The sequence below is a fragment of the Gymnodinialimonas sp. genome (assembly GCF_059726805.1).
Genome location: NZ_AP041059.1, coordinates 1367032 through 1392947, shown reverse-complemented (window position 1 = coordinate 1392947; position 25916 = coordinate 1367032). Strand labels below are relative to the sequence as shown.

24 protein-coding genes are annotated in these 25916 nt (G+C 65.1%); 12 read left to right on the top strand and 12 right to left on the bottom strand.

What is annotated here, in order from left to right:
• Positions 1 to 5: 5 nt before the first annotated feature.
• Both moaA and AC6I9R_RS06940 read left to right on the top strand, forming a co-directional pair.
• The gene (gene moaA / locus AC6I9R_RS06945) at positions 6 to 1016 is read left to right on the top strand and encodes a GTP 3',8-cyclase MoaA (RefSeq protein WP_461428096.1); all 1011 of its coding nucleotides are present in this window, start codon (positions 6 to 8) and stop codon (positions 1014 to 1016) included.
• A 1-nt stretch (position 1017) separates the two neighbouring features.
• A complete protein-coding gene (locus tag AC6I9R_RS06940; RefSeq protein ID WP_461428095.1) occupies positions 1018 to 1422 on the top strand; it encodes a hypothetical protein in 405 nt (134 codons plus the stop codon).
• Between the two features lie 26 nt (positions 1423 to 1448).
• Here AC6I9R_RS06940 and AC6I9R_RS06935 read toward each other — a convergent pair whose 3' ends face one another.
• The 4 genes from AC6I9R_RS06935 to argE form a co-directional block, all read right to left on the bottom strand.
• Positions 1449 to 1634: a hypothetical protein gene (locus AC6I9R_RS06935; protein ID WP_461428094.1), complete on the bottom strand. Its 186-nt coding sequence runs from the start codon at positions 1632 to 1634 to the stop codon at positions 1449 to 1451.
• Positions 1635 to 1775: 141 nt separating this feature from the next.
• Positions 1776 to 2939, bottom strand: a complete 1164-nt coding sequence (locus AC6I9R_RS06930) for a M20 aminoacylase family protein (protein ID WP_461428093.1) — start codon at positions 2937 to 2939, stop codon at positions 1776 to 1778.
• Between the two features lie 63 nt (positions 2940 to 3002).
• Complete coding sequence (locus AC6I9R_RS06925) at positions 3003 to 4346, bottom strand: NAD(P)/FAD-dependent oxidoreductase (protein ID WP_461428092.1); 1344 nt, start codon at positions 4344 to 4346, stop codon at positions 3003 to 3005.
• Positions 4343 to 5500 carry an acetylornithine deacetylase gene (gene argE / locus AC6I9R_RS06920; RefSeq protein WP_461428091.1) on the bottom strand — a complete coding sequence of 386 codons (1158 nt, stop codon included), beginning with the start codon at positions 5498 to 5500 and terminating at the stop codon, positions 4343 to 4345. Before argE ends, AC6I9R_RS06925 begins: the two co-directional genes overlap by 4 nt.
• A 265-nt stretch (positions 5501 to 5765) precedes the next feature.
• Between argE and AC6I9R_RS06915 the strand changes: the two genes are divergently transcribed.
• From AC6I9R_RS06915 to AC6I9R_RS06885, 7 genes are all read left to right on the top strand, one after another.
• The gene (locus tag AC6I9R_RS06915; RefSeq protein WP_461428189.1) at positions 5766 to 6770 is read left to right on the top strand and encodes an ABC transporter ATP-binding protein; all 1005 of its coding nucleotides are present in this window, start codon (positions 5766 to 5768) and stop codon (positions 6768 to 6770) included.
• Positions 6760 to 8016 (top strand): ABC transporter ATP-binding protein, encoded by a 1257-nt coding sequence (locus AC6I9R_RS06910; protein WP_461428090.1) that lies wholly within the window; start codon positions 6760 to 6762, stop codon positions 8014 to 8016. Before AC6I9R_RS06915 ends, AC6I9R_RS06910 begins: the two co-directional genes overlap by 11 nt.
• 80 nt (positions 8017 to 8096) lie before the next feature.
• Positions 8097 to 9818, top strand: a complete 1722-nt coding sequence (locus tag AC6I9R_RS06905) for a peptide ABC transporter substrate-binding protein (protein WP_461428089.1) — start codon at positions 8097 to 8099, stop codon at positions 9816 to 9818.
• Between the two features lie 68 nt (positions 9819 to 9886).
• On the top strand, positions 9887 to 10264 hold the full coding sequence (locus AC6I9R_RS06900; RefSeq protein WP_461428088.1) for a hypothetical protein: 378 nt from the start codon (positions 9887 to 9889) through the stop codon (positions 10262 to 10264).
• Between the two features lies 1 nt (position 10265).
• Positions 10266 to 10664, top strand: a complete 399-nt coding sequence (locus AC6I9R_RS06895) for a hypothetical protein (RefSeq protein WP_497863080.1) — start codon at positions 10266 to 10268, stop codon at positions 10662 to 10664.
• A gap of 31 nt (positions 10665 to 10695) precedes the next feature.
• Positions 10696 to 11811: an ABC transporter permease gene (locus AC6I9R_RS06890; protein WP_461428086.1), complete on the top strand. Its 1116-nt coding sequence runs from the start codon at positions 10696 to 10698 to the stop codon at positions 11809 to 11811.
• 8 nt (positions 11812 to 11819) lie between these two features.
• Entirely contained in the window at positions 11820 to 12884 is a 1065-nt protein-coding gene (locus AC6I9R_RS06885) for an ABC transporter permease (RefSeq protein WP_461428085.1), read from the top strand.
• Here the strand turns inward: AC6I9R_RS06885 and xseA are convergent.
• Positions 12881 to 14443, bottom strand: a complete 1563-nt coding sequence (xseA, locus tag AC6I9R_RS06880; RefSeq protein WP_461428084.1) for an exodeoxyribonuclease VII large subunit — start codon at positions 14441 to 14443, stop codon at positions 12881 to 12883. The genes AC6I9R_RS06885 and xseA overlap by 4 nt on opposite strands.
• Positions 14444 to 14558: 115 nt before the next feature.
• Here xseA and purD point away from each other — a divergent pair, with 115 nt between their 5' ends.
• Positions 14559 to 15821 carry a phosphoribosylamine--glycine ligase gene (purD, locus tag AC6I9R_RS06875; RefSeq protein WP_461428083.1) on the top strand — a complete coding sequence of 421 codons (1263 nt, stop codon included), beginning with the start codon at positions 14559 to 14561 and terminating at the stop codon, positions 15819 to 15821.
• Positions 15822 to 15927: 106 nt separating this feature from the next.
• Here the strand turns inward: purD and AC6I9R_RS06870 are convergent, their stop codons facing one another.
• Positions 15928 to 16611 (bottom strand): D-lyxose/D-mannose family sugar isomerase, encoded by a 684-nt coding sequence (locus AC6I9R_RS06870; protein WP_461428082.1) that lies wholly within the window; start codon positions 16609 to 16611, stop codon positions 15928 to 15930.
• Positions 16612 to 16985: 374 nt separating this feature from the next.
• Here AC6I9R_RS06870 and AC6I9R_RS06865 point away from each other — a divergent pair, with 374 nt between their 5' ends.
• Entirely contained in the window at positions 16986 to 18962 is a 1977-nt protein-coding gene (locus AC6I9R_RS06865; protein ID WP_461428081.1) for a cation:proton antiporter domain-containing protein, read from the top strand.
• A gap of 25 nt (positions 18963 to 18987) precedes the next feature.
• Here AC6I9R_RS06865 and cobT read toward each other — a convergent pair whose 3' ends face one another.
• Complete coding sequence (gene cobT / locus AC6I9R_RS06860; RefSeq protein ID WP_461428080.1) at positions 18988 to 20001, bottom strand: nicotinate-nucleotide--dimethylbenzimidazole phosphoribosyltransferase; 1014 nt, start codon at positions 19999 to 20001, stop codon at positions 18988 to 18990.
• Between the two features lie 84 nt (positions 20002 to 20085).
• Here cobT and AC6I9R_RS06855 point away from each other — a divergent pair, with 84 nt between their 5' ends.
• Positions 20086 to 20856, top strand: coding sequence for an adenosylcobinamide-GDP ribazoletransferase (locus AC6I9R_RS06855; protein ID WP_461428079.1), 771 nt, complete (start codon positions 20086 to 20088; stop codon positions 20854 to 20856).
• A gap of 6 nt (positions 20857 to 20862) precedes the next feature.
• Here the strand turns inward: AC6I9R_RS06855 and AC6I9R_RS06850 are convergent, their stop codons facing one another.
• From AC6I9R_RS06850 to AC6I9R_RS06830, 5 genes are all read right to left on the bottom strand, one after another.
• Positions 20863 to 21135 carry a glycine zipper 2TM domain-containing protein gene (locus tag AC6I9R_RS06850; RefSeq protein WP_461428078.1) on the bottom strand — a complete coding sequence of 91 codons (273 nt, stop codon included), beginning with the start codon at positions 21133 to 21135 and terminating at the stop codon, positions 20863 to 20865.
• Positions 21136 to 21299: 164 nt separating this feature from the next.
• Positions 21300 to 21818 carry a CarD family transcriptional regulator gene (locus AC6I9R_RS06845; protein ID WP_461428077.1) on the bottom strand — a complete coding sequence of 173 codons (519 nt, stop codon included), beginning with the start codon at positions 21816 to 21818 and terminating at the stop codon, positions 21300 to 21302.
• A 300-nt stretch (positions 21819 to 22118) separates the two neighbouring features.
• Positions 22119 to 22454 (bottom strand): ferredoxin FdxA, encoded by a 336-nt coding sequence (gene fdxA / locus AC6I9R_RS06840; protein ID WP_461428076.1) that lies wholly within the window; start codon positions 22452 to 22454, stop codon positions 22119 to 22121.
• Between the two features lie 167 nt (positions 22455 to 22621).
• Entirely contained in the window at positions 22622 to 22954 is a 333-nt protein-coding gene (locus AC6I9R_RS06835) for an RNA-binding S4 domain-containing protein (RefSeq protein WP_461428188.1), read from the bottom strand.
• A gap of 38 nt (positions 22955 to 22992) precedes the next feature.
• Entirely contained in the window at positions 22993 to 25908 is a 2916-nt protein-coding gene (locus tag AC6I9R_RS06830) for a helicase-related protein (RefSeq protein WP_461428075.1), read from the bottom strand.
• Between the last annotated feature and the right edge of the window lie 8 nt (positions 25909 to 25916).

The window sequence follows — 25916 nt, the reverse complement described above, 5'->3', positions numbered from 1 at the left end:
CGCCCATGACACAGGCCGCCCCCCTCATCGATCCCTTCGCCCGCGCGATCACCTACCTGCGCGTCAGCGTCACCGACCGCTGCGATTTTCGCTGCGTCTATTGCATGTCCGAGAACATGCAGTTCCTGCCCAAGAAGGAGCTTCTGACGCTGGAAGAGCTGGATCGCATGTGCTCCACCTTCATCGGCCTGGGCGTGCGCAAGCTGCGCATCACCGGGGGCGAACCCCTCGTGCGGCGCGATATCATGACGTTTTTCCAAGGCATGAAACGGCACCTGGACAGCGGCGCGCTGGAGGAACTGACGCTGACCACCAATGGCAGCCAACTCGCCCGTTTCGCGGAGCCTTTGGTGGCGGCAGGTGTCAAACGGATCAACATCTCGCTCGACACGATTGATGAGGCGAAATTCGCCGAGATCACCCGCTGGGGTCGCCTGAAACAGGTGCTGGAAGGCGTCGATGCGGCGCTGGCCGCGGGCCTGAAGGTGAAGATCAACGCGGTGGCGCTCAAGGGCTTCAACGAGGATGAGCTGTTCACGCTTCAGGAGTGGTGCCTCGCGCGCGGAATGGACCTGACGTTTATCGAGGTCATGCCCATGGGCGATCTGGGCAACGAGGACCGGCTTGACCAATATTGGTCCCTCAAGGACCTGCGCGCGCGACTGGCCGAGAAGTTCACCCTGATCGACCTGGCCGAGCGCACCGGCGGCCCCGCCCGATACGTGCAACTGACCGAGACGGGCCAGAAAATCGGCTTCATCACGCCGCTGACCCACAACTTTTGTGAGTCCTGCAACCGCGTGCGCCTGACCTGCACGGGGCAGCTCTACATGTGCCTGGGCCAGGAAGACATGGCCGACCTGCGCGCGCCGCTGCGGGCGAGCCCCGACAACGACCTGCTGGAAGACGCGATCCGAGCGGCCATTGGGCGCAAGCCCAAGGGCCATGATTTCGACTATTCGCGCCAGGTCGCCGACGGCCAGATGTCGCGCCACATGAGCCACACGGGCGGCTGACATGCCCGAGATTTTCGCGGAATTTCATCCCCCCTCAGACAGCTTTCAGGGAGGGGAAGAGTTCTTCGACCTGTCCGATTTCGCCAATGGCGATTGGGACGACCTGTTTGATCAGCTGGAAATTCCCTCGGTCCGCGACATGTTTGGCATCGACAAGATCACCCACGACGCCATGGCCGCCCGGCGCCCGCCCGAGGCACGCACAGCCTGGCGGGAAAACATGGCGAATTGGCAGGATCCATACGTGGGCCTGACCTGGGCCGAGAGTTTGCGTGCCGCGTGGGAAGACTGGCCCGACGGTGGTGCAAACCCCGCCTATCTGGTCGAGCAGCTGGACGCCTTCACCAAAGAGCTACGCCGCGCGAAGACCGCAGGCGTGAGCTTCCGGCTGATCATGGATGGCTGAAACGACGCGGCACCGCCGGTCGTCTGTCAGTTGCGGAAGGTGCCGGACCCGAAGCTCAGGTGAATGGTCGCGTCTGTGACCGGCAAAGGCCCAACCTTGCGACAGGTCGTCCTCCCGCAACGCAGATCGCGGGCGTTCCGGGCACGGGTGAAAAAGGTCAGGTCGACCAGGCGGAGTTGTGCGCCAACTTCAACACCGCCGTTGCGTGCCATGCTCCGGGTCGTGCCATTCAGGCGCTGATCACGCAATTGCCCGATGCCACACGGCCTGGACGCCACTCGCAAACTGAAAAAACACTTTAACACATTATTTCAGATGCTTAGCCCCCTGCTCAAGCTTGAGCAGCCCCGCGATCAAGCCGCCGGCATCCGCTTCTCCACGATCTCTGCCCACCACGAACATCCCGCCGGGATCGCCTCGTCGTTGAAGTTGTACTTGGGGTGGTGGACCATCGCCGTATCGCCGTTGCCGACCAGGATATAGGCGCCGGGGCGTTCTTCCAGCATGAAGGCGAAGTCCTCGCCGCCCATCACCAGGGGCACGTCATCGCAACCGCCCGAGACGCTGGTGGCGACCTCGGCGGCGAAGGCGGTTTGCTCTTCGGAGTTCACCATCACCGGGTAGCCGCGCACGTAATTCACTTCGGCGCGCCCGCCCATCATCGCGGCGGCGCCTTCGCAGATCTCGGGCACGCGTTTGTTGGCCAGATCCCGGTTTTCCTCGGACATCGTGCGCACGGTGCCGCGCATGGTGACCGTTTCGGGGATCACGTTGAAGGCTTTGCTCTCGGTCTCCAGCGAGGTGACCGAGACGACGATCTGGCTGACCGGGTCGGCATTGCGCGCCACGATGGATTGCAGCGCGACGACCGCCTGGGCGGCCATGACGGTGGTATCAATCGTCGTGTTGGGCTTGGCCGCGTGCCCGCCTTTGCCTTTGAACTGCACCTCGAACGTGTCCGTGGCCGCAAAGAACGCGCCTGCGCGGATACCGAAGGAACCCACGGGTTTGCCGGGCCAATTGTGCATGCCGTAGACCTCATCGATGCCGAAACGGTCCATCATGCCGTCGTCGCACATCTCCTTACCGCCGCCGCCCCCCTCCTCGGCGGGTTGGAAGATCACCGCGACGGTGCCGTCGAAGTTCCGCGTCTCGGCCAGGTATTTCGCGGCGCCTAGAAGCATCGCCGTGTGGCCATCGTGGCCGCAAGCATGCATCGCGCCCGGCGTTTTGGAGGCATATTCCAACCCGGTATCCTCAAAGATCGGCAGCGCGTCCATGTCGGCGCGCAGACCCAGGGTCTTGCCCGACGTGTTCGTCTTGCCCTTGATCACGCCCACGACGCCGGTGCGGCCCAGGCCGGTGACAATCTCATCACAGCCAAACTCTTTCAGCTTCTCAGCCACGATGGCCGAGGTCCGATGCGTCTCGAAAAGGATCTCGGGGTGTTCATGCAGATCCCGGCGCCATTCGGTGATTTCGGGCAGCAATTCGGCGAAGCGGTTTTTCACTGGCATTGGTCATTTCCCATATTCGATGTTGGCCGAAGGGTGACACCGAGGCGGGTCCCCTTCAAGCGATTAGAGATTTGGTCCTGGACGCAGCTTAGAGCCATCGGAAAACCGCGCCATGCAAAACCGCGAGAGGTCGTGGCCCGGCGCGTTGCCCTGCGCCATATCGGCCAGGATCCGCCCAAAGCCCGGGCCAATGCCGAAGCCGTGCCCGCACATGCCCGTTGCCACGATCAGGCCGGGCAGCTTTGCCACGTGGTCCACAACGGGCACGACATCGGGCAGCACGTCGATCATTCCGGCCCAGGCGGCCATGGTCTGGACCTCTCCCACCTGCGGATAAGCCTGGGCGAAACGGCGCTTGATCTCCGAGACCTTGGCCACGTTAGGCCGCGGGTCGAGCACGCGCAGACGCTCAAACGGCGTGCGCTCATCGGCGTGCCAGATGCGGGCGGTGCGGATCGCGTCGGGGTAGTCGCGCGGCGCGGGACCGCGCAGAAAGATCTCAAAGTCTCCGGTCAGGGCGAGCGGCAGGTAGCGGCGGATATGGCGCAGCGCATCGGGGCCGGTAAAAAGCTCTCCATATGCAGCGGGCGCGAGCGTATAGCCGCCATCGGCACGCGGGCGCATGGCGAGGCGATCATCCACGGCCGCCGTGTTCAGCACCTGCGGCAGCGGCTGCGTGGCCATCGCGGTGGAACGGACGGACAGTTGCGGGATGTCGACGCCGTGGCGGCGCAGAAACAGCGACGACCAGGACCCGCCCGTCAGCACCACCTGCCCCGCCTTCACACGGCCCGCTTCCGTCACCACGCCCGTCACCCGGCCCGCCTCCACGTCCAGCGTCCGCACGGCGCAGTTCTCGCGCACCAACGCGCCCTCGGCCTGCGCCATCCGCGCCAGTTCCGGCACCGCGACCCAGGGCTCGGCCTTCATGTCGGTGGGCGTGTGCAGCCCGCCGACCCAGAGACCGTTCGGATGGCCCAGGACCTCCATCAGCTTTTGCCGCGTCATGATGTGGGACGACACGCCGTAGGGGCGCGCCATCTCGATCCACTTCTGATACACCGCCAATTGCTTCATATCGCGGGCAAAATACGTCACGCCCAACTGCCGCACGCCAAGCCTTCCCTGCGCTTCCACGTCGAGGTCTTGCCACAGGCGTTGCGCCTCCAGCGCAATCGGGATCTCGGCCTCATCGCGGCCCTGAACGCGGATCCAGCCCCAGTTGCGGCCCGATTGCTCGGCGGCCACGCGGCCCTTTTCCAGCACCACGACAGACAGCCCCGCCCGCGCGGCATAAAGCGCCGTGCAGATGCCCAGGACGCCGCCGCCAATCACGGCAAGGTCTACGGCTTGGGGCAGATCATCGTTGAACTGAACGGGCCGCGTCGCCCGGAAAGGAAACGTCATGCAACCTCGGACAAGAGCTTCTCGATGAAGGCTTGGCCCTGCTGGAACTGGTCGACGGTGATGAATTCATTGGGCTGGTGCGCCTGCTCGATGGAGCCCGGCCCGCAGACCACCGCCGAATAGCCCGCCGCCTGGAACTGCCCCGCTTCCGTCCCGAAACTGACGACACCGCTGGAGTTCAGGCCAGTCAGCTTGCGCACCATGGCTTCCGCCTCGCCCCCGTCCTCGGCGCGCAGGCCCGGCACGCCGTACTTCGGCATCACGCGGATTTCGGTGCTGGGTACTACGGCCTTCATCCCCGCCTCGATCCGCGCAATCTCATCGCGGATCTTCTGGTGCCATTCCGGCACCGACTCTGTGGGCAAGGCCCGCAGGCCCAGGATCAGGAAGCAATCCTTGGCGGTGATGTTGTTGGCGGTGCCGCCCTCAATCGTGCCCACGTGCAGCGTGCTGTAGGGCGGATCGAAGGGAGAGTTCGGGTCAGCGGCGGCGGCAGAGGCCTCGTTCTGCTCATTGCACCATTGGATCAGGCGGGCGGCCTCGTGAATGGCCGAGACGCCGCGATCCTGCAGGGAGGAATGAACCTCGAACCCGCGAACGTGGATTTCAAACCCCGATCCGCCCTTGTGGCCATTGATGATGCCCATATCCGTGGGCTCTCCGATGATCGCCATCGACGCTTTGGGCAGGCCTGCGGCGGCCATCGCCTCGATCATGGGCGGCGCGCCGACGCAGCCGATTTCCTCGTCACGCGACAGGCCCAATTGCAGGGGCCGCGACACGCCGCGCCGCTTGGCCTCCACCACGCCCCAGATCGCCAGCGCATCAAACCCCTTCATGTCGCAGGTGCCGCGCCCGTAGAGCTTGCCATCTTTCTCGGTCACCCAGAACGGGTCCGTGTCCCAGGCCTGGCCGTCCACCGGGACCACATCCGTGTGGCCCGACAAGACGATGCCACCGTCCACCTCTGGCCCCACATGGGCAAAGAGCGAGGCTTTCTTGCCCGTTGCGTCCAGATCCCGCGCCGTGTCGATGCCGTGCCCCGCCAGATACTCTGCCACCCAATCCACCAGCTCCAGATTGCTGTCGCGGCTAACGGTGGGGAAGGCCACAAGTTTGGATAGAAGATCGCGAGGGGACAGGACTTGGGTCATGGGGGCATCCAATGATGGGGGCGCAGGCGTGCCAACCCTGAGCGCGCGTGGCGAGGGCGTCAAGGCCACCTGCTTTTCGAGATGCCCAAAGAATGGGCGCGCGATTAATCTCCACGCAACGTCAGGCACGATGGCCCTTGCGAGATGAAAATTTCGTGGTAGCGTCAACGGCATAGAGCGCCCGTTTCGAGAGATCGAACAAAGGGATGCCGTATCCGACAGGTCAGGGGGACCTCCACATATGCCCGATGGGGCCGATTCTCAGATGCCTGAAGAGGCGGGTCCATACGTCTTGGACGTCCGTGATCTGAAGACAGTGTTCCGCACCCGCCGAGGTGAGGTTCATGCCGTCAACGATGTCAGCTTTCGCCTGAAAGCCGGGGAATTACTTGGGGTTGTGGGGGAATCCGGCTCGGGCAAATCGGTGACGATGATGTCGCTGATCCGGCTGCTGCCGATGCCCCCCGCCGAGATCCGCGCCGGCACCGTCGACTTTGGCGACCGCGATCTGATGCAGATCTCCGAGGATGAGTTGCGCGCGATCCGCGGCGCGCGCATCGGCATGGTGTTCCAGGACCCGATGACATCGCTGAACCCTGTGTTCAACGTCGGCTACCAGCTGATGGAGCCCCTGCGCAAACATATGGGCATGGACAAAACCGCCGCCCGCGCGCGGTCGGTCGAATTGCTGGAGCTGGTCGGCATCCCCGATGCCGAGCGGCGCCTGAAGGATTTCCCGCACCAGTTTTCCGGCGGCATGCGCCAACGGGTGATGATCGCCATCGCCCTGGCCTGCGACCCGGAAGTCCTGATCGCGGATGAGCCGACGACAGCGCTTGATGTGACCATTCAGGCGCAGATCCTGGAACTGGTAAAAGAACTCCGCCAGAAGCTTGGCATGGCGATTGTCTGGATCACCCATGATCTGGGCGTGATCGCGGGCATCGCCGACCGGGTGATGGTGATGTACGGCGGCCAGGTCGTGGAAGAGGGGCCGGTGCGGACCTTGTTCGACAGCCCCCGCCACCCCTACACGCGGATGTTGCTGGAAACGGTTCCCAGCATCTCGGGCGAACGCGCGGACCGGCTTCGGGTGATCCAGGGCCAGCCGCCGATGTTGGGCGCGCCGCCCAGTGCCTGCTCCTTCCGCGACCGCTGCCCCCACGCCTTCTCACAATGCGCCCGCGAGAACCCGCCGCTGCACGAGGTGGGCGAAGCCGGGCACCATGCGGCCTGTTTCTGGTCCGGGGAGGATGCGAATGCTGGATGACACGTCACCCGCAGCGCGCAAGTTGGTTCAGGTCCGCAATCTGCGGATGTATTTTCCCATCTTTACAGGGCTTTGGCGCAAGCACACCGGTGATGTGAAGGCCGTGGACGGGGTCAACTTCGACATCTTCGAGGGTGAGACGCTGGGGCTGGTGGGCGAATCCGGATGCGGCAAATCCACCTGCGGACGGGCCGTCCTGCGCCTTTATGAGCCCACGGACGGCTCCATTCTTCTGGACGACAAAGAACTCGCCTGGGGCAATCCAACCGCGCGCGACATTGCGCGAAAGTCCGAGAAGGTCGCGAACCTGTGCCTGTTGATCGCGCTCGTCATCACCGCAATCGTCGGGGCCTTGGCCTTTCCCGCGATCCTGGCCGCGTTCCTTTTTGCCCCCTGGGCAGCAGCGCTGATCATCGCGGCGGTTCTCGGCTGGCTGGTGCTTGCCTATATGGTCCCCAAGATCCTCTATCGGGGCATGGCCTCGCAGAAGGCGGGCATCTCGATGGCGGATTTCGCCCCGAGCGAGCAGGACCTGCGGCGCTTGCGCCCGACGATGCAGATGGTGTTCCAGGACCCGCAAGCCTCGCTCAACCCCCGCATGACCGTGGCCGCCATCATCGGAGAACCGTTGAGCGAGCACACCAAGATGTCGACCTCCGAGCGCAACGCGCGGGTCTATGAACTGCTCGATGCCGTGGGCCTGAACCGCGATTTCGCCAACCGCTACCCGCACGAGTTCTCGGGCGGCCAGCGTCAGCGCATCGGCATCGCCCGCGCGCTTGCGCTCAACCCCAAGTTCATCGTCTGCGACGAGCCGATTGCCGCGCTCGATGTGTCGATCCAGGCGCAGGTGGTGAACCTGCTGGAGGACCTGCAGGAAAAACTGGGCCTGACCTATCTGTTCATCTCCCACGACCTGTCGATGGTGCGCCATATCGCCGACCGGGTGGCGGTGATGTACCTGGGCAAAATCGCCGAACTGGGGCCGCGCGATGAACTGTTCGCCGACCCGCTGCATCCCTACACCAAAGCGCTGCTCAGCGCCGTGCCCGAGCCTGATCCCGCCTCCCACGACGTGGCAGAACGGGTGATCCTGCAAGGCGATGTCCCCTCACCCTCGAACCCGCCGCAGGGGTGCAACTTCTGCACCCGCTGCCCCTCGGTCATCGATATCTGCCGTGTCGAGGACCCCGAAATGCAAGAGGTGCGCCCGGGCCGTTTCGTCGCCTGCCACCTCTACGACTGAATACCAAGAAGATCGCCGCCCAGGCGACACGAGCAACCAAAACGAACGACCGAGACCAACAAGGAGAGAGAGAAACCAAGATGAAACGAACATCCATTCTTCTCGGGTGCGCCGCCGCGATGGCCTGCGCGCCCATGGCCGCGCTGGCCGACGGGCACCTTGCCCGCGGCGGCTCGGGCCACCTCAACATCATCTATTGGCAAGCGCCTTCCACACTGAACCCGTATCTGTCGGGCGGCACGAAGGAAGTTGAATCCGCCTCGCTGGTTCTGGAAAGCCTCGCGCGTTTCGACGACACCGGCGAAATGGTGCCTTGGCTTGCCGCCAGCATCCCGACCGTCGAGAACGGCGGCATCTCCGAGGACCTGACCCAGATCACCTGGGAACTGCAGGACGGTGTTCTGTGGTCCGACGGCACGGCCCTGACGGCCGCTGACGCGGTCTTCACCTGGGAATACTGCACCCACCCTGAAGGCGGTTGCGCCCAGGCGTCCTACTTCGACGGCGTGGAAAGCATCGTGGCCGTGGATGACACGACGATCCAGATCACGTTCAACCAGCCCACGCCCTTCCCCTACACCGCATTGGTCGGCTCCGAGAGCCCGATCATCCAGGCGGCACAGTTTGCCGATTGCCTGGGCGCCCGCGCGCCTGAGTGCACCGAGGCCAACTTCGGCCCCATCGGCACCGGCCCCTTCGTTGTGACGGACTTCCGCCCCAATGACGTGATCGAGTTCGCCGCCAACGACAACTACCGCGTGCCCGATCAGCCGCATTTCGCCTCTGTGACCTTCAAAGGTGGCGGCGATGCGACGGCAGCGGCACGTTCCGTGCTGGAAACCGGCGAGTTCGACTACGCCTGGAACCTGCAGATCGACCCGACGATCCTGGCGCAGATGGAAGCGCAGGGCAACGGCACGGTCGTGACCGCTTTCGGTACGTCTGTTGAGCGTCTGCACCTCAACCAGACCAACCCTGACCCGGCGCTTGGCGACCTGCGCTCCACCGTCGAGGGCGGACCGCACCCGTTCCTGACCAACCCGATCATCGGCCAGGCCATGTCCATGGCCATCGACCGCGCGTTGCTGGTGGAAGTGGGCTACGGGGCCGGCGGTCAGCCGACCTGTAACGTTCTGCCGGCACCCGAGGCCTATGCCTCGACCGCCAATGATGGCTGCCTCGTGCAGGACATCCCCGGCGCCATCGCCCTGCTGGATGAAGCTGGCATCGTCGACACTGACGGCGACGGCATCCGCGAGTACGAAGGTGTGCCGCTAAGCGTTCTCTACCAGACCTCCACCAACGCCGTCCGCCAGGACACCCAAGCGCTGGTGAAGCAATGGTGGGCCGAGATCGGCATCGACGCCGAGCTGCGCAACATCGACGCGTCGGTGTTTTTCGGCGGCGACCCTGCGTCGCCCGATACGTTCCAGAAGTTCTATGCCGACATCGAGATGTACACCAACAACTTCTCGGGCGTTGACCCTCAGGCGTATATGGCCAACTGGCGCTGTTCGGACATTCCGGGTCCCGACACCCAGTGGCAGGGCGCCAACATCCAGCGCTTCTGCTCGGAAGAGTATGACGCACTGGTCGACGAGATGGCCGTGACGGCTGATCTGGCCGAGCGGGGCCGTCTGGCGATGGCGATGAACGACATGATCATGCAGTCGTACTCCATCATCCCGCTGATCCACAGGGGCGGCGTGTCTGCGCACGCGAACTCGCTCGGCGGCATCCGCATGTCCGACTGGGATTCGGAGCTGTGGAACATCGCCGAATGGCACCGCATCCCCGAGTGATGTGATCTTGGCCCGTCCCCTTTCCGGGGGGCGGGCCTTCCTCCGCAACGCAAGGTCACTTCGTTCCCATGTTGTCCAAACCCCTCCTCGCTACGCTCCTCGCAGTTGCCCCATCGGGGCTCTGGGCGTTTGAGGCCATGGACTGTATCGGAACGGAGATCTGTACCGCCAATGTCGGCTGCACCGACGGCATCACCAATATCACCCTCGACTTCGACTGGCCGGACGAGGCGATCATCGTCGCGCTCGACGCCGCAGAGCCGCAGCGCCAGGAGGTCGTGGGCAATTCCTTCGACGCGGACGCCATGTCCGGCGTGCTCAGCTACCGGGGGGACGGTCAGGCCGCCCTGTTGCTCGCGTTTCGCGAGGGCCGGATCACCCTGACCTATCTGCCGGGGGGCGACACCTCCTATCGCGGAAACTGCACCGCCAGAGAGGCCGCCTGATATGCGCATGCTCTGCCATTGTCTTGTTGCCCTTGTCGCCCTCGCCTCCCCGGCTGCCGCCGCAATGCAGGTGATGACCTGCGTGCCGGACCGCGCTTGCGCCGGAACGGCGTGCCGCGATGCGGCGGGCCTGTCGATGGACTTCGACGTCCGTTTTGATGCAAGCACGGCCCATGTGACTTTCGAGGACGACACCCTGCCCCGGACCGAGGCGTTGCAGCGCGGTGGCACCAGTGAAGGTGCGGCCGTTTACTTCTTCAACCAGCCTGATCTGCGCGTCGCCCTGCAAGTCTTCGCGGCGGAAACGCCGATGCGCGCGCGCCTTGCCTTCGGCGCCCCGGACGCGCCCGACGCGGCCAACCAAATCTTTGCCACTTGCCAAGCGGGGCCCGCATCATGATCGCCGCCCCCCTCCGCCAAAAGGCCCGCCCATGCTGACCTTCACCATCCGACGCCTGATCCTTGCGGTGCCGACGCTGATCTTCATCAGCTTCATCATCTTCCTGATCGTGAAGCTGTCGCCCTCGGACCCCACGGCGGGCCTGCCGCTGACGATCCCGCCAGAGGTGCGCGAGGCGATCCGCGAAAGCCTGGGCGTGAACGATCCAGTGTTCGTGCAGTACTTCAAATGGCTCAAACAGACCGTTTGGACCGAGCCGATCATGTTCTTCTCCAACGACGACGGCTGGATCTTCCGCCTGGAAGATCGCCTGTTCGCCGCGGGCATCTGCCCGCATCCGCCGCACCTCGACCTCGGCACAAGGGGCGAGATGTTCCCCGATGGCGGCTACAACTCCTGCATCGTAGATGAGTATTCCCGCGTGATCTCGTACCAGACCCGCTCACCGGTGATGGACCTGATCATGCAGCGGATGCCGCAGACCCTGTGGGTGGTGGGCACGTCCTATATCGTCGGCATCCTGATCGCGGTGCCCCTGGGCGTGATCTCGGCCTACAAGCAGTATTCCTGGTTCGACCAGATCGGCACCTTCATCTCGATGATCGGCTTCTCGGTCCCCACCTTCTTCACCGGCGTGTTGTTCATCGTGATCTTTGCGGTGAACCTCGGCTGGTTCCCCTCGGTCTACGACACCACGCTGGTCGTCGAGGATTGGGAGACGTTCTGGGCCCAGATCCGCCAGATGATCATGCCCGTCATGGTCCTGGGCCTGTTCAACGCCTCGCAGATCTCGCGCTACATGCGCGCCTCGATGCTCGACAACCTCAACCAAGACTACGTGCGCACGGCGCGGGCCAAGGGCCTGGGCGAAAGCGTGGTGGTGCTGATCCACGTGCTGCGCAACTCGATGATCCCGGTGGTGACGGTGATTGCCCTGAACGTGCCCGCCGTTTTCGGCGGCGCGATCATCACCGAGCAGGTGTTCAAGGTGAACGGCATCGGCCAGCTTCTGATCATCGCCATCCAGGCCGGTGACGTGCCCGTCGTGCAAACCGTCAGCTTCATCTTCGCGGTGCTGATCGTGCTCTTTAACCTGATCGCCGATGTTCTTTACGGCGTTCTGGACCCCCGGATTAGATATGATTGAGTGGCGCCATGACTGAGACCGCATCGGATATCCAAACCGACACCGTTCAAAAGATGGCGGCGCCGCGCAACCAATGGTGGGACGTCTGGGATCAGTTCCGCACCCACAAGGGCGCGCTCTTTGGCCTGGGGTTCTTCATCTTTTCGCTGCTGTTCGTCTATGTCGGGCCGCTGTTCTGGACCGTGGACAGTCAGTACATCGACATCCTGGCGCGCAACACCAACCACATCATCGCCTGCCTCGGCGTGGGCGGCGGCTGGTTCTCGATCGACGGCTGGATGGCGTGGTTCCGCGATATGCCGGCCTGTTTCGCCGCGCCAGAGGCCTTCAGCCGCGCTAACCCGATCTATGGGCTGAAGGTGTCCTGGGCCCATCCCCTGGGCGCGGACCAATTGGGCCGCGACACCCTGGCGCGGATGATGGTGGGGGGGCAAACCTCGATTGCCGTGGGCCTGACCGCGATGCTTCTGGCGCTGTTTTTCGGCACGCTCGTAGGCGTGCTGGCGGGCTACTTCAAAAAGGCCGACGGGCCGCTGATGCGGCTAACGGACCTGTTCCTCGCCATGCCCCTGCTGCCGCTGTTGCTGGTCATCATCATGCTGTTCCGCGACAGCCTGCGGAACGCCTTCGGGCCCGAGGGCGGGATCTTCGTGCTGATCGTTGTGGTCATTGGCCTGACGTCCTGGATGCAGACCGCACGCGTGGTGCGGGGCGACGTGTTGGCCCTGAAAGAGCGCGAGTTCGTGCTGGCCGCGCGCTCCATCGGGACGCCGCCCTGGCGGTTGATCCTGCGCCACGTGCTGCCCAACGTGATGTCGTCGATCATGGTCTCGGCCACGCTTGGCATCGCCAATGCGATCATCACGGAATCGGCGCTGAGCTTCCTCGGTCTTGGCTTCCCGTCGGACTTCCCCACCTGGGGCCGCCTGCTGTTTGACGCCACCGATTGGCTCTCCCAGAACCCTGAGCGGGTGATCTGGCCGGGCCTCTTCATCTCGCTCACGGTGCTGTCGGTGAACTACATCGGCGACGGCTTGCGAGACGCGCTGGATCCGCGCATTCGGGGTCGCTAGAAAAGCGTCCCCTGATCGCCGGGGGGCTTGGGCTTGGCGGGTTTCTTGACGGCCTTGGGCGTGGCCCCGGTTGGCGTGACCCCCAGGCGTCCATCGGAAAACTCGATCTCCAGCGCCGCATGGGGCATGGCGGCTTCCTTACTGGTCAGCACCGCCTCGCCCGCACGGATCACGGCATAACCGCGCGTCAGCGTCTCGGTATAGCCCAAGGTGCGGCGCAGACGGTCGAGTGCGTCCAGCGCCTCGCGGCGGCGGTGTACGGACGCGCTGGCCGCTTGCGCAAAGCGCGCGCTGGTGCGGGTCAGCCCCTCCTCCATCCCGCTGACCCTCGCAGCTAACCTTTTCGGGTCAAGGCGCTGGGTCAAACGGTCCAGATCGCGGCGGCCTTGCCGGGCGACATTGGCCAGCCGTGCCGGGGTCAGCCCTGCGGCCCGCTCGCCCAAAGCCAACCGCTTGCGCGCCACCGCGCGGTCCAGCGCCGGATCAAGGCGCGCCGAAAGCCGGTCCAGCTGTGCGCGAGCATCCTTGGTGCGGCTCGCCAGCGCAGGCGCCAGGCGCAGGCTCGCCAGGTCTAGCCGCTGGCGAGCGGGCTCCATCAGCGCCTCAGGCCGGGGCAACGCGCGGCCCAGGTCCGTCAGCCGCTGCCCCCGCGCCTGCAGGCCACCGGCGATCGCCCGGGTCAGAATGCCCTCCTGCTGACGCAACCAGTTCAGCATGTCGAGGCGGACGGGAACGGCCTTTTCCGCCGCCCCCGTGGGCGTCGGCGCGCGGTAATCGCTGGCGTAGTCGATCAGCGTCGTATCCGTCTCGTGCCCCACGGCGGAGATCAGGGGGATCGCGCTATCCGCCGCCGCGCGCACCACGGCCTCTTCATTGAACCCCCACAGATCCTCCAGGGATCCGCCGCCCCGCGCCACGATCAACAGGTCCGGCCGCGGAAGCGCGCCGCCGGGCGTCATCGCGTTGAAGCCCCGGATCGCATGGGCCACCTCGGGCGCGCATTTCGCGCCCTGCACTGCCACAGGCCAGATCAACACCTTGCGCGGGAAGCGGTCGCGCAAACGGTGAAGGATGTCGCGGATCACCGCGCCCGAGGGCGAGGTCACGACCCCAATCACCTCGGGCAGGAACGGAAGCCGCTGCTTGCGGTCTTCGTCAAACAGCCCCTCCGCCGCCAAGGCCTTGCGACGCTTCTCCAGCATCGCCATCAACGCGCCCGCACCGGCGGGTTGCAGATCGTCGATCACCAGCTGGTACTTTGATTGGCCGGGGAACGTGGTTAACCGCCCCGTGGCGATCACCTCCATCCCCTCTTCCGGGCGATGCGTCAGCCGCGCCGCGACACCCTTCCACACGACCGAGGCCAACACGCTGCGATCATCTTTCAGATCGAGATAGATGTGGCCCGAGCGGGGCAGCGACAGCCGCCCCACCTCACCGCGCACGCGAACATGGGCGAAAGCCCCCTCCACCGTGCGCTTTACCGCCCCCGAAATCTCGGAAACGGTGAATTCCGGAGAGTTCCCCGCCGCGCCGTCGTCGTCGATCAGATCATCCATGCTCTCGCGTCCACTCGCTTGCGGTTTCCCTGCGCCCCGCGCGGGATCGCGCATGGTTGTGTCGCCCTCGCCCGCTCTTTATGCCTACGCGCAAGTTAGCAGAAGGGGCACGACGTTGAACATCCTTATCCTCGGCTCCGGTGGCCGCGAACACAGCCTGGCCTGGGCGGTTCTGCAGAACCCCAAATGCGACCGCCTGATCGTGGCGCCGGGCAATGCCGGGATCGACCAGATCGCGGATTGTGCAAGCCTGGATGTGGATAACCCCAGCGCCGTTTGCGAGTTTGCGGTCGAAAACTCCATTGATTTCGTGATTGTGGGCCCCGAAGCTCCCCTCGCTGCAGGGGTTGTGGATATGTTGAGGAATGCCGGAATTCTGGTATTCGGCCCAACACAAGCCGCCGCCCAACTGGAGGCGTCCAAGACCTTCACCAAGGAAGTCTGCGACGCCGCTGGGGCCCCCACAGCTGCCTGGGCCCAGTTCACCGAAGCGGCGCCTGCCAAGAACTACATCCGCGCCCAGGGCGCCCCCATCGTCGTGAAGGCCGACGGCCTGGCCGCTGGCAAAGGTGTCGTCGTCGCCATGACCGAGGCCGAGGCGTTGTCGGCCATCGACCACATGTTCGACGGCGCTTTCGGCGCTGCGGGCGCGGAGGTGGTGATTGAAGAGTTCATGGGCGGCGAAGAAGCCTCCTTCTTCGTGCTCTGCGACGGCGAGACCTGCCTGCCCATCGGCACCGCCCAGGACCACAAGCGCGCCTTCGACGGCGACAAGGGCCCCAACACCGGCGGCATGGGCGCCTATTCCCCCGCGCCCGTGTTGACGGACGCCGTCGCCCAGAAAGCGCTGGACGAGATCATCACCCCCACGATGGCCGAGATGACCCGGCGCGGCACACCCTACACCGGCGTGCTCTACGCCGGGCTGATGATCGAGGACGGCCAGCCGCGCCTCGTGGAATACAATGCCCGCTTCGGCGACCCCGAATGCCAGGTCCTGATGATGCGCCTGGGCGGCCAGGCCCTGGACCTGATGCTCGCTTGCGCTGAGGGGCGGCTGGCGGACGCCCAGGTGAACTGGGCCGACGACCACGCGATGACCGTGGTCATGGCCGCCGAAGGCTATCCCGGCAGCTTCCAGAAAGGCAGCGTGATCAATGGCTTGGACGGCCTGCCCGAGACGTCGTCCCAGATGGTGTTTCACGCAGGGACGACCGCAAAGGACGGCAAGGTCACCGCGACCGGCGGGCGTGTGCTCAACGTCACGGCCCGGGGCGCCACTCTGCAAGAGGCCCGTGATCAGGCCTACGCCATGGCCGAACAGATCGACTGGCCCGAGGGGTTTTTCCGCAAGGACATCGGTTGGCGGGCGTTATGATTTCTGCGCGACCGCCCTTCGGGCACCTTGAGGGAATCTTTGCTTGGCCTACCGCCCTTCGGGCACCTTGAGGCCGTCCGGCGCATGCGGCGGGGTTAACCTCGCCCTACAACCACGTCCCGTAATCCGAGACCAGCAGACGCGTCGGCGCGACGTCCTCTTCGACCGCCGCAAAGCGCCCAATCGGCTCGCGGAACCAATTGTCCGTCTCATCATCGTTGACGGTCGAGACCTCGCCAATCAACACGTCCCCGCCCTCGCCCCAGAACTTGTGCCAATCTCCGGGCATCAGCGTCACGCTCTCGCCCGGCGCGAACAACAGCACTTCACCGGGTCCAAACCGCCGCTCAATCCCGTCACACATCACCACGCCGCCCGCGTCCGGATCGAACGAGCCATCGGGCGCCGAGCCGTTCAGCTCAATCGCCATCGTGGCCCCGCCCCGGTTGATGATATCCTCGGCCTTCAGCATATGCCGATGCATCGGGCTGATCTGATCCTGCTTTGAAATCAACAGCTTCTCGGCATAACACATGCCGCCCCCGGCTTGCAGATCGCTCAAGCGGCCATTGCGCAGGGTGAACAGGAACAACCCCAATTCATCGTATTTGCCCTGCCCATAGTCGGTGATGTCCCAGCCCAAGCGCCCCTCGATCACGGCCCGCGCCGTGCCGGCATTCGCGCGCATCTCCTCGGGCGTCCAATAGGCAAAGGGCGGCAACACGAAGCCGAAGGACCGCATGAACGCCTCGGCTTCCGCCATAATCTCGTTGATCTGTGATCGTTTCATCGCGCGTCCCCCTTGTTCCCTTGTCAATGTGCCCACTCCCACCGCAGACACAAGACCACGCGGCGGCGAAACTCACCGAAACCAACTTCCCCGTTCCAAAAATATCCCCGCCGGAGGCGCGGCGCGCAGCGCCGCCCCCGCCCGAGCCGAAGGCGAGGGCCCCCGCGCCCGCATCCCGCATCCCCGAAGGGGAAGCGGGAAAGGGCGCAATCCCTCTATTAGATGGGCCCGCATCTCGCACCCCAAAACGGAGAGCGGAACAGGGCGCAAACCCTCCAACAACGCGCCCGCCCCCCAAAGGACGCAAACCCTCCTCGCGCCCCAGCGCGCTAACCGCTACAGTTTGCCCAACCACCCCAAAACGCGACGGGCCCATGGACGAAACCCTGCTTCAGATCACCATCTACCTCGGTGCGATGCTGATTGCCGTCCCCATTTCCATCCGCTTCGGCCTGGGCTCGGTTCTGGGCTACCTGCTGGCGGGGGTGGCCATCGGCCCGGTCCTGGGCCTCGTCGGGTCCGAGACGCAGGACCTTCAACACTACGCCGAATTCGGCGTCGTGCTGATGCTCTTCCTCATCGGGCTGGAGCTTGATCCGCGCGCGCTTTGGGACATGCGCCGCAGGCTTCTGGGCCTGGGCGGCAGCCAGATCCTGCTGTCGACCCTGATCCTGACGGGCGGCGCGATGCTTCTGGGCCTCGCCGGTCCCCTGGCGCTGGCCATCGGCATCACCCTGGCGCTCAGCTCGACCGCGATCGTGCTGACCACGCTGACGGAAAAGGGCCTGATGCGCACCAATGGCGGGCGCGGCGCGTTCTCCGTGCTCTTGACCCAGGACATCGCCGTCATCCCGGCGCTGGCCTTCCTGCCACTTCTCGCTACCGCCTCGGCCGTCCGCTTTACGGAGAACGGCGCCATCGAACGGGTGTCCGAGGATGCCCATCATTCCCTGTCCCTCGTCGACGGTCTGCCGGCCTGGGGCGTGACGCTGGTCACCCTGGCGGCGGTGGCCACGGTGATCCTGGCCGGGCGCTACCTCTCGCCCATCGTGTTCCGGGTCATCCACAACGCCAAACTGAAAGAGCTCTATACCGTCGCGGCCCTTGGTTTCGTCGTTTCCATCGCCGTTCTGATGATCCTCGTCGGCCTCTCCCCCGCGCTCGGTGCCTTCCTGGCGGGTGTTGTGCTGGCCAATTCCGAGTTCAAGCACGAACTGGAAGCCGACATCGAGCCCTTCAAAGGCCTGCTCCTCGGCCTCTTTTTCATCACCGTGGGGGCGGGCATCAACTTCAACACCCTCTTCGCCAATCCGTTCCTGATCGTCGGCCTCACCCTGGCGATCATGCTGATGAAGGGCGTGGTGCTTTATGGCATCGCTCGGGTCACGCGGATGCAGGGGCGCGACCGTTGGCTGTTCACGCTGGGTCTGGCCCAGGCGGGCGAGTTCGGCTTTGTGCTGGTGGCCTTCGGCGTCGCCCAGTCGGTGTTTCCCACCCGTGTGGCCGAGATCCTTCTGCTGGTCGTCGCGCTCTCGATGCTGCTGACCCCACTCAGCTTCATCCTCTACGAGAAGATCGGCGCGCGGCTCTCAGACGGCGGGGAAGAGGCGCCTGAACATGACGAGATCGACGAGCAGGCCCCGATCATCATCGCGGGCATCGGGCGGTTCGGCCAGTCGGTGAACCGGATGGTCATGGCCTCGGGCTTCAAAACCGTGGTGCTCGATTCGAACCTGGAGACGATCCAACTGATGCGCCGGTTCGGGCTGAAAAGCTTCTTCGGCGATCCCACGCGGCCCGAACTTCTGAAGGCCGCAGGCCTCGACAAGGCGCGGGTGCTGGTGGTTTGCGTCGATGACAAACACTCCGCCATCAAACTGGTGCGCTACGCCAAACGCAACCACCCCGAGATCTCGGTCGTGGCCCGCGCCCACGACCTGCTCCACGTCTATGAATTGTACGAGGCGGGGGCCGATCACATCATCCGCGAGGTCTTCGACAGCTCTCTGCGCGCCGCGCGCTATGTGCTGGAGGACATGGGCCTGTCGGATTACGAGGCCCACGCGATGGAAACCGCCTTCTACCGCCACGACCGCCAGAACCTGCGCGCCCTGGCGGAGGTCTGGAAACCGGGCGTACCGGTCACCGAAAACGCAGAATATATGACCCTGACGCGCCAGATGACGGACAACCTGGAAAGCGCGATCCTGACCCAGCTTGATGAGATGGAGGACGAGGCCAGCGGTGCCGATACGCCCAAACGCACCCGCGGCGATGTGGGGGCGCTGAAGGGGATCAGCCGCAAGCCCGCCAAGCCCCCCCGCCGCCCCGGCGGCTCGCCGTCGCGTTAAAGGGGTCGCGCTAGGACTGCGCGGTCTACCCGCCCGCGACCCCGGCCTCGGCGAATGTCGCCATGCCGGAATGGCAGGCAATCGCACCGCGCAGGACCTGGATCGCCAGCGCCCCGCCCGAGCCTTCGCCAAGCCGCAACCCCAATTGCAACAGCGGCGCTTTACCCAGGTGGTCCAACATCGTCCCATGGGCCTGCTCGTCCGAGACATGGCCCGCCACCGCATGATCCAACGCGCCCGGCACCGCTTGCGCCAGGGCGGCGGCAGCGGCGGTGCAGATGAACCCATCCAGAATGACCGGAACATGCAGGACGCGGGCATGGGCAATGGCACCTGCCATGGCCGCCAACTCGCGCCCGCCGAGGCACCGCAAGGCTTGCAACGGGTCTTCCGCCGCCTCCGGGTTCGCCGCCAGCCCCTCGGCCACGACCTTGGATTTCAACGTCAGCCCGGCGTCATCCACGCCCGTGCCGCGCCCGGTCCACGCGTCCGCTTCGCCGCCAAAAAGCGCATGGGCGATGGCGGCGGCAGAGGTGGTGTTGCCGATGCCCATCTCGCCCACGACCAAGAGGTCAGAGGCCGGGTCGACCGCCTCCCACCCCACTTTGATTGCCGCCATCACCTCGGCCTCGGACATCGCCGGGCCTTGGGTGAAATCCGCCGTGGGCGTGTCGAGGTCAATCGGATGCACCGACATTTTGGCGCCCGCCAGCGTGCAGAGTTGGTTGATCGCCGCGCCGCCGTGGGCGAAATTCGCCACCATCTGCACCGTCACCTCGGGCGGGAAGGCACTGACGCCGCGTGCGGCAACCCCATGATTTCCTGCGAAAATGATCACCTGGGGTGCGGCGATCCGGGGCTGCGCCTCGCCGCGCCAGGCGGCGTACCAGATCGCCAGATCCTCTAACCGTCCCAATGCGCCGGGGGGCTTGGTCAACTGCCCGTTGCGCGCCTCGGCGCCCGCGCGGGCCTCGGCATCGGGGCCCGTCGCGGCGGAAAGGGCGGCGCGGAAATCAGAGAGGGTCGTGGGTGTGGTCATAAATCAGGTTCCCTTGCGTGACGCGGTCCGCTTGATATGTAGCGGAAACCGCCGCGCGCGACCTGCGGCAGAAAGGTCCTTTTCATGCCGGAAACCGACACCGCGAAGGCACGGGCGTTCCCTGAGGGCCGCGATGTGATCCGGGCGGCGCAATTGCTGACCCGCCTGCCGGTTCCGGGCGGCGACGGCGCGCGCGGGGCGGCTGCCGCCTGGGCCTGGCCGGTGGTCGGTTTGGCCGTGGCGGCGGCGCAAATCCTGGTGGGTCTGGCGGGCCTCGCTTTGGGCCTACCGGCAAGCGTCGCGGCGGGGCTGGCGATTGCGGCGGGGCTGCTGATCACCGGCGGGTTGCACGAGGACGGGCTGGCCGATTGCACCGATGGCTTCTGGGGCGGGATGACGCGAGAGCGGCGGCTGGAGATCCTGAAAGATAGCCGCATCGGCGCCTACGGCGTCCTCGCGTTGATCGTGACGATGGGCCTGCGGTGGGCGCTGTTCGCGGCCCTCCTCGCTTCAGCTCCGCTTACGCTCCTCGCAGCCGCGATGATCAGTCGGGCGGCGATGGCGGTGGTGATGGCGCGCCTGGTGTTTGCGCGCGAGGGCGGCCTTGCGTCCCATGTGGGCAGGCCTCCGGCCTGGACGGCGGGGCTTGGGGCGGGTGTTGCGGTGGTGGGGGCCGTGCTGGCGGTGGGTATCAGCGCCGGGGCGCTGGCCGCGCTGGCCGCGGCGGCGGCAACGCTTGTGGTCGCCATGGTCGCCCGCGCCAAGATCGGCGGACAGACCGGGGACGTGTTGGGGGCGGCGCAGGTGGTGTCCGAGCTTGCTGCCCTGACCGCCTGCGCCGCGCTTCTTTCTTAAGCCACTTTAGCAGGGGCGCACTTCATAGGTGCCGTTGCCCAGCGAGTAGGCGCATTGGCCGGTCTGGGTGTTGCGCGCGACCTGCGTGCCGATGGCGGCACCGGCGACGGTCGACAGAACGGTCCAGGTCGGGTTGGCGTCAAATGCGCTGGCGACCAGCAGGCCGGCACCGGCACCGCCGACGAGACCAAGGTTGGAACGGTCCTGGGGCGACAGCGGCTGACATGCGGTGATGGCAGTAGCTGCGACCAGCAGCACGGGGGCGATAACTTTTTTCATAAGGGGTCTTCCTTTCAAGACTTGAGCCGTCCTGGCTCAGGGGTAATGGCGTCCACGTTTCCCTAACACAGGCTTAGCACAATAAAAAACCTGCCGCGAGGCCGCGACAGGTCAGGATTTCCATAGCGCTGATCTGAGCGGGGTTCCGCCCGTCCCTTCAGCGGTCAGGCTGCCGCGACGCGCTTGGACAGGACCTCGACCAGTTGGGCGCCGGCGCCCGCCTCATCAATGCCTTTGACCACGGCCAATTCGCGGGTCAGACGCTCCAGCGCGGCTTCATACAGCTGACGCTCGGAATAGGATTGCTCGCGCTGATCATCGGCGCGGTGCAGGTCGCGCACGACCTCGGCAATCGCGATCAGATCGCCGGAGTTGATCTTCTGCTCGTATTCCTGGGCGCGGCGCGACCACATCGCGCGCTTCACGCGGGCCTTGCCCTTGAGGGTGTCCAGCGCTTTGGACACGACCGCCGGATCACTTAGCGGGCGCATGCCCACTTCGGTCGCCTTGTTGGTCGGGACGCGCAATGTCATCTTGTCCTTCTCGAACGAGATCACGAACAGCTCCAGATTAAGCCCCGCGACTTCCTGCTCTTCGATCTTGATGATCCGACCCACGCCGTGGGCGGGGTAGACGACGAAATCGTTGGGGCTGAAGTCGAGCGTTTTACGGGCTTTTGTCATGCGATATTCCTTACTCAATGCCCCATCGGGCGGCGGTAGTCGTCAAAAATTCTGGCGGAAGACGCGGGCGCGTTTTCCGTCAGTGGATGCGGGTTCCGTTTGGAGAAACGGCGGGCCTATGCGCCCCCAAAAGTGTCAGACACGTCTTCTCATTGGTTGAGACCATAGCACGAATCGCCCCCTTTTGGAAGCGCGCCGCACCGCAGCGTTAAGAAAGCCCTTAAAAATTGAGGGGTTCGCGGGGGTGGCCGACTGGGTCAGCACCCCTCACCCATCGTAAAACAGAGGCGAATCGGGGGGTTATCCCCCCTCGCCCGCGGCCTCCGAGAACAGTTCCATCTTGCCCGGTTTACCGTCCATCTCATCGGCGGTGGGCAGCGGGTCCTTCTTGGTGATGATCACCGGCCACATCTCGGAATACTTGCGGTTGAACTCCACCCATTTGTCCATATCCGGCTCGGTGTCGGGGCGGATCGCATCGGCGGGGCATTCGGGTTCGCACACGCCGCAGTCGATGCATTCGTCGGGGTGGATCACGAGCATATTCTCCCCCTCGTAGAAGCAATCCACCGGGCAAACTTCAACGCAATCGGTGTATTTGCAGGCGATGCAGGCATCGTTCACGATGTAGGTCATGGGCGGGCTTTCGGCGTTTAGAGCAAGCGTTTATCTGCGGTCTGCTACGGCAGCGGTTCGGGGGATGCAACGCGGCGGGATGCCACTTCACGGGGTTGTTTGAAGATGTAAGGTAAACTTGACACTTTGCCAAGATGGCAGGGACATGCCGCGCCGGTCAGGCCCGTTTAAACGTCGTCATCGCGGAACGCCTCCATGTCGCGGCGGTCTTTCTTGGTGGGCCGGGGGCCGACGCGCGGGGCTGTCGGCTCTGCCTCGGGCGTAAGATCGGTGTAGAGGGTTTGCGCCTCCGTCGCGGGGCCGCGACGTTTGGCCAGCGCCTCGATCCTGATCACGCGAATCTGGCGGCCCTGGGCGAAGGTCAGCACGTCGCCCGCGCTGATCTGGGTGGCGGTCTTGGTTACTTTGGCGGCGTTCACGCGGACGTGGCCGTCAGACACCTGACGGGCGGCGAGGCTGCGGGTCTTGAAGAACCGAGCCTGCCACAGCCATTTATCCAGGCGCGCCTTGGGCGCCGGAGGGGAGTGGGCCTCGTCCGCTATGACTTGTCTTTCAGGGCCGCAAGGACCGCGAAGGGGTTGTCGGGGTCGACCTTGGTGCTTTTCTCGGGCCGAGCGGAATAGGTCTTGGGCTTGTCGTTTCCTTGACCGGGCCGGGCCGGGCGGTTGCCGCCCTTGCCCTGGCCGCGATGCTTGCCGGGCGCGCCTTTGCCCGAGGGACGCTTGCCGCCCTTCTCAGAGCGTTTGCCCTGCTCACCCTCCGACCGGCGATTGGTTTCACCCTCAGGCCGACGCGGCCGCGCATTGCCCCGGCCCCGGGGGGCCCAGGTGAAGGTGTAGTAGACTTCCATTTCCGCGGGCGCCTCTGGCGCAGCCTCAGCCTCAGTCTCAGCCTCAGGGGCGCTCGCTTCGCTCGCGGCCTCCGCTGGGGTTTCCGCCGACACATCCGTTGCGGCTTCCTCGGCTGGCGCCTCCTCAGCGGGGGCCGCGGCCTCGGCTGTCGCCTCGACGGCGCTGCTGGTAGCATCCTCGGCTGCCGCCTCGGATGCGGGCGCCGCTGGCGCGGCTTTCACCTTGGCGCGCTCCGCGCGCTCGCCCTTGTAGCCCAAACCGCCCATGAGATCGGCGAATTGCTCCAGGGTCAGGCCCGAGATCGAGAGCATATCAGGATTGGCCTCAAACCCGGCGCGGCTGTTCTCATTGCGCAGCATATCGGCGAGGCGTTCCAGCATATCCACGCGGATCGCGCGGGTTCCGGCTTCGCGGTAGCCCGCCATCGTGGCATGGCCGGCGGGGGCCTGAGGATCGCAAGGGATGGTGACGAGGCCCGGCGGCGGGCTGTCGGGGAAGGTGTCGAAATCCTGGGCCAAGCCCCAAAGAACCAGACGCAGGCGCGTCGGCGCGGGCTTCAGCAGCAGCGGCAGGAAGATCGTGTACTGGCCGAAACGCACGCCGTGCTTGCGCAGAAGCCCGCGCGCTTCCTGGTCCAAGGCCTTGATGTCATCGGCAATCTCGGCGCGGGGCACGATGCCGAAGCCTTCCAGAAGCTGGAAGGCGACGCCGCGCGCCAGGCCGGTCACAGCCTCATCGCGGGACATGGCCAGAAGCGGCTCGAACTGGGCGGCGACGCGGCGGTCAATGAAATGCTGCAAGCGGCGCTGCACCTTCTGGACCACCTCGGCGCCCGCGTCCTCATCAACAAACGCCTCGGCCACGGGCTTGAGCGCTTCCGCGCCCTTCACCAGCTTGCCCACGGCCATGTCGCCCCACATCAACCCGCCCTGTTCTGTCAGGTCGAACTCGGTGTCGGGCGCATTATACATGCGATCCGCGCGCAGGTGGAACTCGGGCCGCAGCGCCGCCATGGCCGCAGATTGCAGCGTCTTCGCCTCATCGGCGCTGGCGGTCTCATCCATGCGGAAACGAAAGCCCTCGATCCGGCCAAGCACCTGGCCCTCGACGCTGACTTCCCCGTTCTCGTTCACTTCGGCCACAAGGCTCTCCCTCTGCTTCAATCGCCGGAGGAGCACGCTCGTCCGCCGATCGACAAATCTTAACGTCAGCGCCTGGTGTAGCGCATCTGACAGGCGGTCTTCTACGGCACGCGTCGCCCCGCGCCAATGGCTTTCGTCATCGACCCATCCCGTGCGCTGCGCGACATAGGTCCAGGTGCGGATATAGGCCAGCCGCTTGGACAGCGTGTCGATGTCGCCCTCGGCGCGGTCAATGCGTTTGACCTGACGGGCGAGCCAATCGTCGGGGACGCGCCGGATTTCATGGAGGAAGCCAAAGATCTTGCCCAGAAGCTCGGCGTGTTCGGCGTGGCTGATGCCGCGAAAATCGGGGATGTTGCAGACATCCCAGAGCAATTTCACAGCGCGCGCGTCGCCCAATCGGTCCGCGATCTCGGGCCGCGCGATCAGCGCTTTCAGCGCCTGGACATCATCGGCCTCGCGCGCGCGGGTCAGCCATTCATCGTCAGTGCGTTCCTCAAGGGAGGCGACGAGCCGTTCGGCGCTGCCGAACTCCAGGTCTGAATTGCGCCACATCAGTTTGCGCACCGGCGCGAAGCGATGGTTCATGATCGCGTCGGCGAGCCCTTCATCCAGCGGCGGCGCCTCGCCTGTCACCCCGAAGCTGCCGTCCTGCGTGTGCCGCCCCGCCCGGCCCGCGATCTGCGCCAGTTCATTGGGCCAAAGATCGCGCATCTTGCGGCCGTCGAACTTGCGCAGACCGCTGAAGGCGACATGCTTGATGTCGAGATTCAGGCCCATCCCGATGGCGTCCGTCGCCACCAACACATCCACGTCGCCGTTCTGGTACAGCTCCACCTGAGCATTGCGCGTCCGCGGTGACAAAGCCCCCATCACCACCGCCGCGCCGCCCTTCTGGCGCCGCAACAATTCCGCCGTCGCATAGAGGTTTTCAACCGAAAACCCCACGATTGCGGACCTTCCAGGCATCCGGCTTGTCTTTTTCGATCCTGCATACACAAGCTGTGAAAAACGTTCCCGATGCATGAATTCACACTGCGGGACCAATTCCGCGATGGCATTGCGCATCGTGCCCGAGCCCATGAACAGCGTCTCGTGCAACCCGCGGGCGCGCAGCAGACGGTCGGTGAAAACATGGCCCCGCTCGGGGTCGGCACACAGCTGGATCTCATCCACGGCCAGAAAATCCGCCCCCAGCGAGGTTGGCATCGCCTCCACGGTGCAGACCCAATAGGCGGCGCGCGGCGGCACGATCCGCTCTTCCCCGGTGACCAGCGCCACGATCGAGGGGCCCTTCAGCGCCACGACCTTGTCGTAAACCTCGCGCGCCAGAAGGCGCAGCGGCAGGCCGATGACACCGGTGCGATGCGCCAGCATCCGTTCAATCGCGTAATGGGTCTTACCCGTGTTCGTGGGGCCAAGAATGGCCGCCACGCGGGTGGGGGGACGCCGTCCGTCCATGGGGCACC

Bases quoted from the DNA above. Each gene is read 5' to 3' on its own strand.
- AC6I9R_RS06830 (WP_461428075.1), bottom strand. From the start codon at position 25,908: ATGGACGGACGGCGTCCCCCCACCCGCGTGGCGGCCATTCTTGGCCCC.
- AC6I9R_RS06895 (WP_497863080.1), top strand. From the start codon at position 10,266: ATGCGCATGCTCTGCCATTGTCTTGTTGCCCTTGTCGCCCTCGCCTCC.
- fdxA (WP_461428076.1), bottom strand. From the start codon at position 22,454: ATGACCTACATCGTGAACGATGCCTGCATCGCCTGCAAATACACCGAT.
- AC6I9R_RS06905 (WP_461428089.1), top strand. From the start codon at position 8,097: ATGAAACGAACATCCATTCTTCTCGGGTGCGCCGCCGCGATGGCCTGC.
- AC6I9R_RS06865 (WP_461428081.1), top strand. From the start codon at position 16,986: ATGGACGAAACCCTGCTTCAGATCACCATCTACCTCGGTGCGATGCTG.
- AC6I9R_RS06845 (WP_461428077.1), bottom strand. From the start codon at position 21,818: ATGACAAAAGCCCGTAAAACGCTCGACTTCAGCCCCAACGATTTCGTC.
- AC6I9R_RS06850 (WP_461428078.1), bottom strand. From the start codon at position 21,135: ATGAAAAAAGTTATCGCCCCCGTGCTGCTGGTCGCAGCTACTGCCATC.
- AC6I9R_RS06940 (WP_461428095.1), top strand. From the start codon at position 1,018: ATGCCCGAGATTTTCGCGGAATTTCATCCCCCCTCAGACAGCTTTCAG.
- AC6I9R_RS06885 (WP_461428085.1), top strand. From the start codon at position 11,820: ATGACTGAGACCGCATCGGATATCCAAACCGACACCGTTCAAAAGATG.
- AC6I9R_RS06930 (WP_461428093.1), bottom strand. From the start codon at position 2,939: ATGCCAGTGAAAAACCGCTTCGCCGAATTGCTGCCCGAAATCACCGAA.
- AC6I9R_RS06855 (WP_461428079.1), top strand. From the start codon at position 20,086: ATGCCGGAAACCGACACCGCGAAGGCACGGGCGTTCCCTGAGGGCCGC.
- AC6I9R_RS06915 (WP_461428189.1), top strand. From the start codon at position 5,766: ATGCCTGAAGAGGCGGGTCCATACGTCTTGGACGTCCGTGATCTGAAG.
- AC6I9R_RS06935 (WP_461428094.1), bottom strand. From the start codon at position 1,634: ATGGCACGCAACGGCGGTGTTGAAGTTGGCGCACAACTCCGCCTGGTC.
- moaA (WP_461428096.1), top strand. From the start codon at position 6: ATGACACAGGCCGCCCCCCTCATCGATCCCTTCGCCCGCGCGATCACC.
- AC6I9R_RS06870 (WP_461428082.1), bottom strand. From the start codon at position 16,611: ATGAAACGATCACAGATCAACGAGATTATGGCGGAAGCCGAGGCGTTC.
- xseA (WP_461428084.1), bottom strand. From the start codon at position 14,443: ATGGATGATCTGATCGACGACGACGGCGCGGCGGGGAACTCTCCGGAA.
- argE (WP_461428091.1), bottom strand. From the start codon at position 5,500: ATGACCCAAGTCCTGTCCCCTCGCGATCTTCTATCCAAACTTGTGGCC.
- AC6I9R_RS06890 (WP_461428086.1), top strand. From the start codon at position 10,696: ATGCTGACCTTCACCATCCGACGCCTGATCCTTGCGGTGCCGACGCTG.
- AC6I9R_RS06925 (WP_461428092.1), bottom strand. From the start codon at position 4,346: ATGACGTTTCCTTTCCGGGCGACGCGGCCCGTTCAGTTCAACGATGAT.
- AC6I9R_RS06910 (WP_461428090.1), top strand. From the start codon at position 6,760: ATGCTGGATGACACGTCACCCGCAGCGCGCAAGTTGGTTCAGGTCCGC.
- cobT (WP_461428080.1), bottom strand. From the start codon at position 20,001: ATGACCACACCCACGACCCTCTCTGATTTCCGCGCCGCCCTTTCCGCC.
- AC6I9R_RS06900 (WP_461428088.1), top strand. From the start codon at position 9,887: ATGTTGTCCAAACCCCTCCTCGCTACGCTCCTCGCAGTTGCCCCATCG.